The 7,101-nt window shown below is 69.4% G+C and carries 4 protein-coding genes; all 4 read right to left on the reverse strand.

Going from position 1 to position 7,101, the window contains the following annotated elements:
- Window positions 1-1,943 (reverse strand): catalase/peroxidase HPI (katG, locus tag ACE3OK_RS12185; protein WP_374249818.1); only part of this gene is annotated, 1,943 nt, incomplete at its 3' end.
- Between the two features lie 169 nt (window positions 1,944-2,112).
- Window positions 2,113-3,237, reverse strand: coding sequence for an Ig-like domain repeat protein (locus ACE3OK_RS12190; protein WP_374249820.1), 1,125 nt, complete (start codon window positions 3,235-3,237; stop codon window positions 2,113-2,115).
- Window positions 3,238-3,249: 12 nt separating this feature from the next.
- Window positions 3,250-6,552 carry a LamG-like jellyroll fold domain-containing protein gene (locus ACE3OK_RS12195; RefSeq protein WP_374249821.1) on the reverse strand — a complete coding sequence of 1,101 codons (3,303 nt, stop codon included), beginning with the start codon at window positions 6,550-6,552 and terminating at the stop codon, window positions 3,250-3,252.
- Between the two features lie 113 nt (window positions 6,553-6,665).
- A partial coding sequence (locus ACE3OK_RS12200) for an ABC transporter ATP-binding protein (protein WP_374249822.1) occupies window positions 6,666-7,101 on the reverse strand: 436 nt, incomplete at its 5' end.

The raw sequence follows: 7,101 nt of genomic DNA on the forward strand, positions 1-7,101 counted from the left end.
GGACGCTGCGTGAACGCGCCTTCTTTTGCGTCGCCAGTGTTGGCGCCCAGCACGCGCAGGCCGCCCACCAGCACCGTCATCTCGGGCGCGCTCAGCGTGAGCAGCTGCGCGCGGTCAACCAGCATTTCCTCGGGTGAAGTCCGCAGGGCGCCCGCGCGCCAGTTGCGGAAACCGTCGGCCTGCGGCTGCATCACCGCGAAAGATTCGACGTCGGTCTGTGCCTGCGTCGCATCCGTGCGGCCCGGCGTGAACGGCAGTTGCACCGGCTGGCCGGCGGCCCTGGCCGCGGCTTCGACACCCGCGTTGCCGGCCAGCACGATCAGGTCGGCCAGCGACACCTGCTTGCCGCCGGTCTGCGCGGCATTGAACCCGGCGCGGATGCCTTCCAGCACGCCCAGCACGCGCGCCAGTTGCGCGGGATCGTTGACGGCCCAGTCTTTCTGCGGCGCCAGGCGGATGCGCGCGCCGTTGGCGCCGCCGCGCCTGTCGCTGCCGCGGTAGGTGGACGCCGACGCCCAGGCCGTGGCCACCAGCTCGCGCACCGGCAGGCCGGCGGCCAGCACCCGCTCCTTCAGCGCAGCAGCGTCGGCCGGGTCGATCAGCGCATGGCTGACCGGGGGCACCGGGTCCTGCCAGATCAGGTCTTCCGCCGGCACTTCGGGGCCCAGGTACAGGGCCTTGGGGCCCATGTCGCGATGGGTCAGCTTGAACCAGGCGCGGGCGTAGGCATCGGCGAATTCATCCGGGTGGGCCAGGAAGTGGCGCGCGATCTTCTCGTAGGCCGGGTCGAACCGCAGCGACAGGTCGGCCGTGGTCATCATCGGCGCGTGCTTTTTTGACGGGTCGTGCGCGTCGGGGATCATGTCCTGCGGCGCCACGTCGCGGGCGCGCCACTGGTGGGCGCCGGCGGGGCTTTTGACCAGGTCCCATTCGTACTGGAACAGCACGCGCAGGTAGCCCATGTCCCACGTCGTCGGGTTGGGTTTCCACGCGCCTTCGATGCCGCTGGTGGTGGTGTGCACGCCATGGCCGCTTTCAAACTGGTTGATCCAGCCAAAGCCCATGGCTTCCACCGGCGCGGCCTCGGGCTCGGGGCCGACCAGTTTGGCGTCGCCCGCGCCGTGCGCCTTGCCAAAGGTGTGGCCACCGGCCACCAGGGCCACGGTCTCGTAGTCGTTCATGGCCATGCGGGCGAAGGTCTCGCGCACGTCGCGGCCCGATGCCACCGGGTCGGGCTTGCCGTCCGGGCCTTCGGGGTTCACGTAGATCAGGCCCATCTGCACGGCAGCCAGCGGGTTTTCCAGGTCACGCTGGCCGCTGTAGCGGCTGTGCTCCTTTTCGCTGGTGGCCAGCCACTCGCCTTCGGCGCCCCAGTAGATGTCCTCTTCCGGCGCCCACACGTCCGCGCGACCACCGCCGAAGCCGAAGGTCTTGAAACCCATGGTCTCCATGGCCACGTTGCCGGCCAGCACGTACAGGTCCGCCCAGGAGATGGCGTTGCCGTATTTCTGCTTGATGGGCCACAACAGGCGGCGCGCCTTGTCCAGGTTGCCGTTGTCGGGCCAGCTGTTCAGCGGCGCGAAACGCTGGCTGCCGCTGCCCGCGCCGCCGCGGCCGTCAGCCGTGCGGTAGGTGCCGGCGCTGTGCCAGGCCATGCGGATGAACAGGCCGCCGTAGTGGCCCCAGTCGGCCGGCCACCAGTCCTGCGAATCGGTCATCAGGACCGCCAGGTCTTTCTTCAGCGCGGCAAAGTCGAGCTTGCGGAAGGCCTGCGCGTAGTTGAAGTCCCGGTCCATCGGGCTGGACACCGGCTGGTGCTGGTGCAGCACCGACAGGTTGAGCTGGTTGGGCCACCAGTCGCGGTTGGTGCGGCCGGGCTGGCGCGCGGACGGGCCGCCTTTGGCGGCACCGGAGAAAGGGCATTGGGCTTCGGGGTTGCTCATGAGGGTCTCGTTGAAAAGTAGTCGTGATGGATGAAGGATCAGGACGCGGCAGCCAGGGTGGCCAGCAGTTCGAGCCAGCCACGGCCACTTTCGGGGATGAGGTGCGTTGTCATGCAGGCTCCTTGGTCGATGAGCGTTCACTGTAGAAAACCAGAGATCATTTGTCGATTCAATCGTTACGATGATGTCGATTCAATTTATCAATGAATCTTGCGCGCGCCAGTTTGCCCGCAGCAGCCTGCGGGTAGGTTTTGCCCGTCAGCCTGTCCAGCCCGTCCCATGTGTACGTGGTGGTTTTGCCGCGCGCGTCCGTGCTCGTCAGCATGTTGCCTTTGGGGTCGTATGTGTATCGGCTCACCCCGCTGTCCGGGCTGGTTTGCGTGCCCCGCAGCCCCAACCCCGTGATCGTGTAGCTGGTCGTCAGGTTTCTCGGGTCCCTCACCCTTGTCAGATCGTCCGCCAGGTTGTACCCCAGCGCGATGTCCGTGGTGGTTGTCGTGCCCGCGTTGGGCGGCATGCTGATGCCGATCTGCCGGCCCAGGCTGTCGTGGGTGTACGACGTGGTCAGCCCGTTCGGGTCCACCTGCGCCGTCTGACGGTTCATTGCGTCGTATCTGTATTGCCACGTCATGGTGCTGCGCCCCACCACGCTGACCGTTACCGGCGCCGCCGTCGCGCTCGTATGGTTGGCATCGCCCCCGTAGCTGGCCGCCACGCTGTAGGTGCCCAGCGCCAGTGTGTTCACCCCCAGGCTGCTCAGCCCCGCCACCACCGTCGCCGTGCCCAGCGGGCTGCCGTTGGCCGTGTAGCTCACCACCCCCGCCGCCAGCGGCCGCCCCAGCCGGGCCGCCAGCCCCAGGTTCTGTCCCAGCGTCACCGTGCCCGGCGACGCCGTCAGCGTCAGGGTCGGCGTCGCCATGTGCACCGTCTGCGTCAGCGCCGCCGACGTGCTGCTGGCCGTGTGGGCGTTGCCGCTGTACACCGCCGTCAGCGTGCGCCCGCCCGCCGCCAGCGCGTTGGTGACCACCCGCGCCACCGCGCTGTACGTGCCCGACATGCTCAGGCTGGCCGTGCCCACCAGCGCCGCCCCCTCCAGGACGCTGATGCTGCCCGTGGGCGTGCCCCCCGTGACGGTGGCGGTCAGTGTCACGAATTGTCCGTACACCGACGGGTTCAGCGATGACGACAGCGTGGTGGTGCTGGCCGCCTGCGCCTGCGCGGCCCAGGGCAGCGCCGCCGCCACCAGGGCCAGCGCCAGCCGCAACGCGTTGGGAAGTTTGTGTTTCATGGTCATGCCCCTGTCCGCCTAGTTGGCCGCGCCGGTGATCTGCTGCAGCCGGTTCAGCGAGTCGTACGACCGCGAGATGCTGCGCCGCAGCGTTCCACCGGGGTCACGCACTTCCTGGCGGGTGCGGTTGCCCGCTTCGTCCAGCGTCCAGCTGATGGTGTTGCCGCGGGTGTCGGTCATGCCCGTGAGCCGGTGCGCCGCGTCGTAGCTGAAGCTCAGCGCCGTGCCGTCGGGCAGCGTGGCGCCCGTGCGCTGGCCCGCGTTGTCGTAGCTGAAGGTGGTGACGCGCGCGCTGGCGCCCGGCGGCGTGACCGTGACGGTGCCGACCCAGCCGCGCGGGGTGTAGGCCACGTCGGTCACCACGCCCTTGGCGTCGGTCATCTGGCGCGGGCGCCCCGCCGGGTCGTACAGGCCGATCTGGTTGACCTGGCCGACCGCGTTGGTCACGCTTTGCAGGTCGCCCACCGACTGGCCCACGCTCTGCCACGACAGCCCGCTGTCGGGGAACGGCTGCGTCGGCGGCGTGAACGCGGCCGTGTAACGCGCCACGCCCTTGGTGATGCGCACTTCCTGCAGGTAGCCGTTCAGCGGGATCACGTCGTACGTGCCCAGCCGCCCGACCATCAGGTCCGCCGTGCTGGAGCACGCCTGGCTGTCCGATACCGCCGCGTCCAGCGCCCCGTTGACGAACAGGCGCAGCGTGCCGCCCGCGCGCGCCACCGCCACGTGGTGCCAGGTATTGGCCGCCACGCTGGTCGAGCCGCTGATGTCGTAGCCGTTGCCCGTGCAGGCAAAGTGGAAGGTGTTCGCGTTCAGTTCAAACGACCAGCCCGTCGTTGCGTTCAGGTAGTTGCTCAGCAGCGCCTGCTCGGGCGCCGTGACCGCCGGCCGCACGAAGGCTTCCACGGTGAAGTCTCCGGTGCCGAAGCTGAACTGCGCGCTGGCGGCCACTGTCAGGTAGTCGCCCGTGCCGTCCAGCGCGATCGAAGAGCTGCCGAATTTGCTTTGGGCCGTGCTGATCTGCGCGTTGCCGGCCACGGCGACCGTGTGCCCACTAAAGCCGGAGTCGGTGATGGTGGTGGACCCGTTGGAACCCGCACCGTGCAGCAGCAGGGCGACGTTTTCAAATTCGGGGTCGGTGTTGGTGCCGGTGTACGACGTGCTGGTGTGGTAGGCCTGCGTGGCGGTGCGTCCGTTGGGGTCCACCGTGGTCAGCACGCGCCCGGCGGTGTCGTAGCGGGTGGTGGTGACGCTGGGCGTGATGGCCAGGTCCACCGTGCCGCTGGCCAGCAGGGTCTGCTCCACCTGTTTGCACAGCAGCGGCAACGGCTTGCCGTCGCCGCGCACGGGGGCGGTGGCGCAGTCGGCCGCGGCGTTGCCGTTGAACGGGTCGGGCTGCCCCTGGTACACGTACGTGGTTTTGCGCAGCGGGCGGGTCACCTGCGCCGGCAGGCGCCAGTCGGGGTGCCAGGTGGTGTCGATGCGGCGCGCCCCGTCGGGCAGCGTGGCGGTGCCGGGCACCACGGTGTCGCACGCCACGGCGGCGGCCAGCCCTTCGACGCGGGCCGTTTCGCGGTTGGCGGCGTCGTACGCGTAGCAGGTGCGCACGCCCTGGAAGTCGTCCATGGACAGCACGTTGCCCACGCTGTCGTAGGTGAACGACGAGCCCGACGCCTGGCAGCCCGAGCCGGCGGGCTGGGTGCGCCCCGCGATCACGGGCTGGCCTTCGGCCACCTGCGACTGCAGCGCAAAGCTCTGGGTGTTGGGTCCGGTGATGTCGATGCCGGTCGCCGGCTCCCAGTACAGGGTGCGGTACAGGATCTGTTCCACGGGGTCGTAACGGTCCGCGGTGGCGCGGCGCGGCGGCGTGCCGTAGTTCACCGCGTAGTTGCCGGCGCCACCCGCGTGGGTGGAGCCCACCGCCCGGCCCTGGCCGTCGTAGCTGAAGGTGGCGAAGCGGCTGTTGTTTTCGTCCACCTTGCCCGTCAGCGCCCAGGGCAGCGCCGTGTTTTCATACAGCAGGCCCAGCGATTTGCCGTCGGGCCAGGTCAGCGACATCAGGTTGCCCATGGGGTCGTAGGCCGTGGCGATGCGGCCCAGGTCGGGGCCGATCACGCGGTCGATCGTGACGCCGCCGTACACGAACTGGATCTTGCGCCCGTCGCGCGCCTGCACGCGCACCAGGTCGCCGTCGGCATAGGTGAAGGTCAGCACCTCGCCGTCGGCGCTGGCGGCCTGCTGCAGCCGGCCGTCGGTGTCGTAGGTTTCAAGCAGCGCCGTGTTCACGTCGGTAAATCGGTAGCCACCCGTGATGCTTTCCAGCTTGTGCGGGTTGCCGGCCGTCGGGGTGAACACGCCCGCGCCGTTGCCCGTGAAGTTCAGCACCGTGCCGTCTCCGCGCGTGACCAGGGCGCTGCCGCCCGTCACGCTCAAGTACAGCTGGCGATGGAAACTGGTGCTCCACAGGGCGCCCAGGGCGTTGAGCCGTTTCATGCCCGTGGCCGGGTCGCCCGTGGCGGGCAGCCTGGCCGAGGTGTCATACACCAGGTGCAGTTCCTGCCCGCCCACCGACATGCCGGTGGGGATGAATTCCATCTTTTTGCCGGTCAGCGGGTGCAGGGGGTTGGCAAAGCAGGTCTGGGTTTTGGGGTCCGACGGCGGTGGCGTGCGCGTCTGGTCGTCGATCACGATGGGCGCGCACAGGTTTTCGCCGTCGGGCGATCTGACCTGGGCATAGCCATGCGGACACTGCGTGCGGCAGACCATGCTGACCGAGGTGACTTGTCCGCTGACGTAGCCGCCGTTGGAATGGGAGTAGACCCAGTAGTAGCCCGCCACGCATTCCTCGACGCGATAGGGTTTGCGGCTTTCGATGGGGTCCGTGGCGTTGGCCACCGCGATATCCGCGTCCACCGCGCCGCACCAGGTGGGCGCGCGGCGCTCCGGCACGTCGGCGTAGTAGTAAAAGTACTGCAGGTCTTCGCCAACGGGGCATTGCTGCACGCCGCCAGTGGCCGTGTAGGTGACGGTGCCGGGGCCCGGCAATGCGCTGGCGCGCAAGGCGGCGGTGGTCAGCACCGCCCGCGACGGGCCCGCCGGCCTGGCCGTGCGCCGCAGCGGCGCGGTGATCACCCAGTTCTGCGTGCCACTGGTCACCACCGCATGCCCGGCGGCTGGTCCGGCCGCCAGCCTGGCATCGGGCGTGGCCACCCAGTTCGGCGTGTAGCCAGCCCTGTGCGTGCTTTGCGCCTGTGCGCCGGCTGACAACAGGGCCAGCAGGCATGGCGCCGCGAACAGGCATAACTTCTTGAGCGGGTTCATTCGTCCTCCCTGGGGAAGACGGTTTGTAGCGCACCCGGTAGGGTTTGGTCATCCTCCAATCTGACGAGACCAGGGTATGCGCGTCCCCCCGGCAGGCGGCAGCGATCTGCCGGTCAGGACGCCAGCCGCCCCTGCACCAGCGCAAGCTGCCGGGCGCAGCGCGCGGCCAGCTGGCCGTCGTGCGTGACCATGACGAAGGCCGTGCCGTGGTCACGCGCCAGGCGCAGCATCAGCTCGAACACACCGTCGGCCGTGGCGCGGTCCAGGTTGCCCGTGGGCTCGTCGGCCAGCACACAGGCCGGCCGCGTGACCAGCGCCCGCGCGATGGCCACGCGCTGGCGCTCGCCGCCGGACAGCTCGGCCGGTCGATGGTGCAGCCGCCCGGCCAGGCCTACTTCGGCCAGGATCTGTTGCGCGGCCTGTGCCGCCTGCTCGCGCGGCATGCGGCGGATCCACAGCGGCATGGCCACGTTGTCCAGCGCGCTGAATTCCGGCAGCAGGTGGTGGAACTGGTAGACGAAGCCCAGGTGCGCGTTGCGCAGACGCCCC

The sequence above is a fragment of the Thermomonas sp. genome (assembly GCF_041905325.1).
Lineage (GTDB): Bacteria > Pseudomonadota > Gammaproteobacteria > Xanthomonadales > Xanthomonadaceae > Thermomonas.

Bases quoted from the DNA above. Each gene is read 5' to 3' on its own strand.
- ACE3OK_RS12190 (WP_374249820.1), bottom strand. From the start codon at position 3,237: ATGACCATGAAACACAAACTTCCCAACGCGTTGCGGCTGGCGCTGGCC.
- ACE3OK_RS12195 (WP_374249821.1), bottom strand. From the start codon at position 6,552: ATGAACCCGCTCAAGAAGTTATGCCTGTTCGCGGCGCCATGCCTGCTG.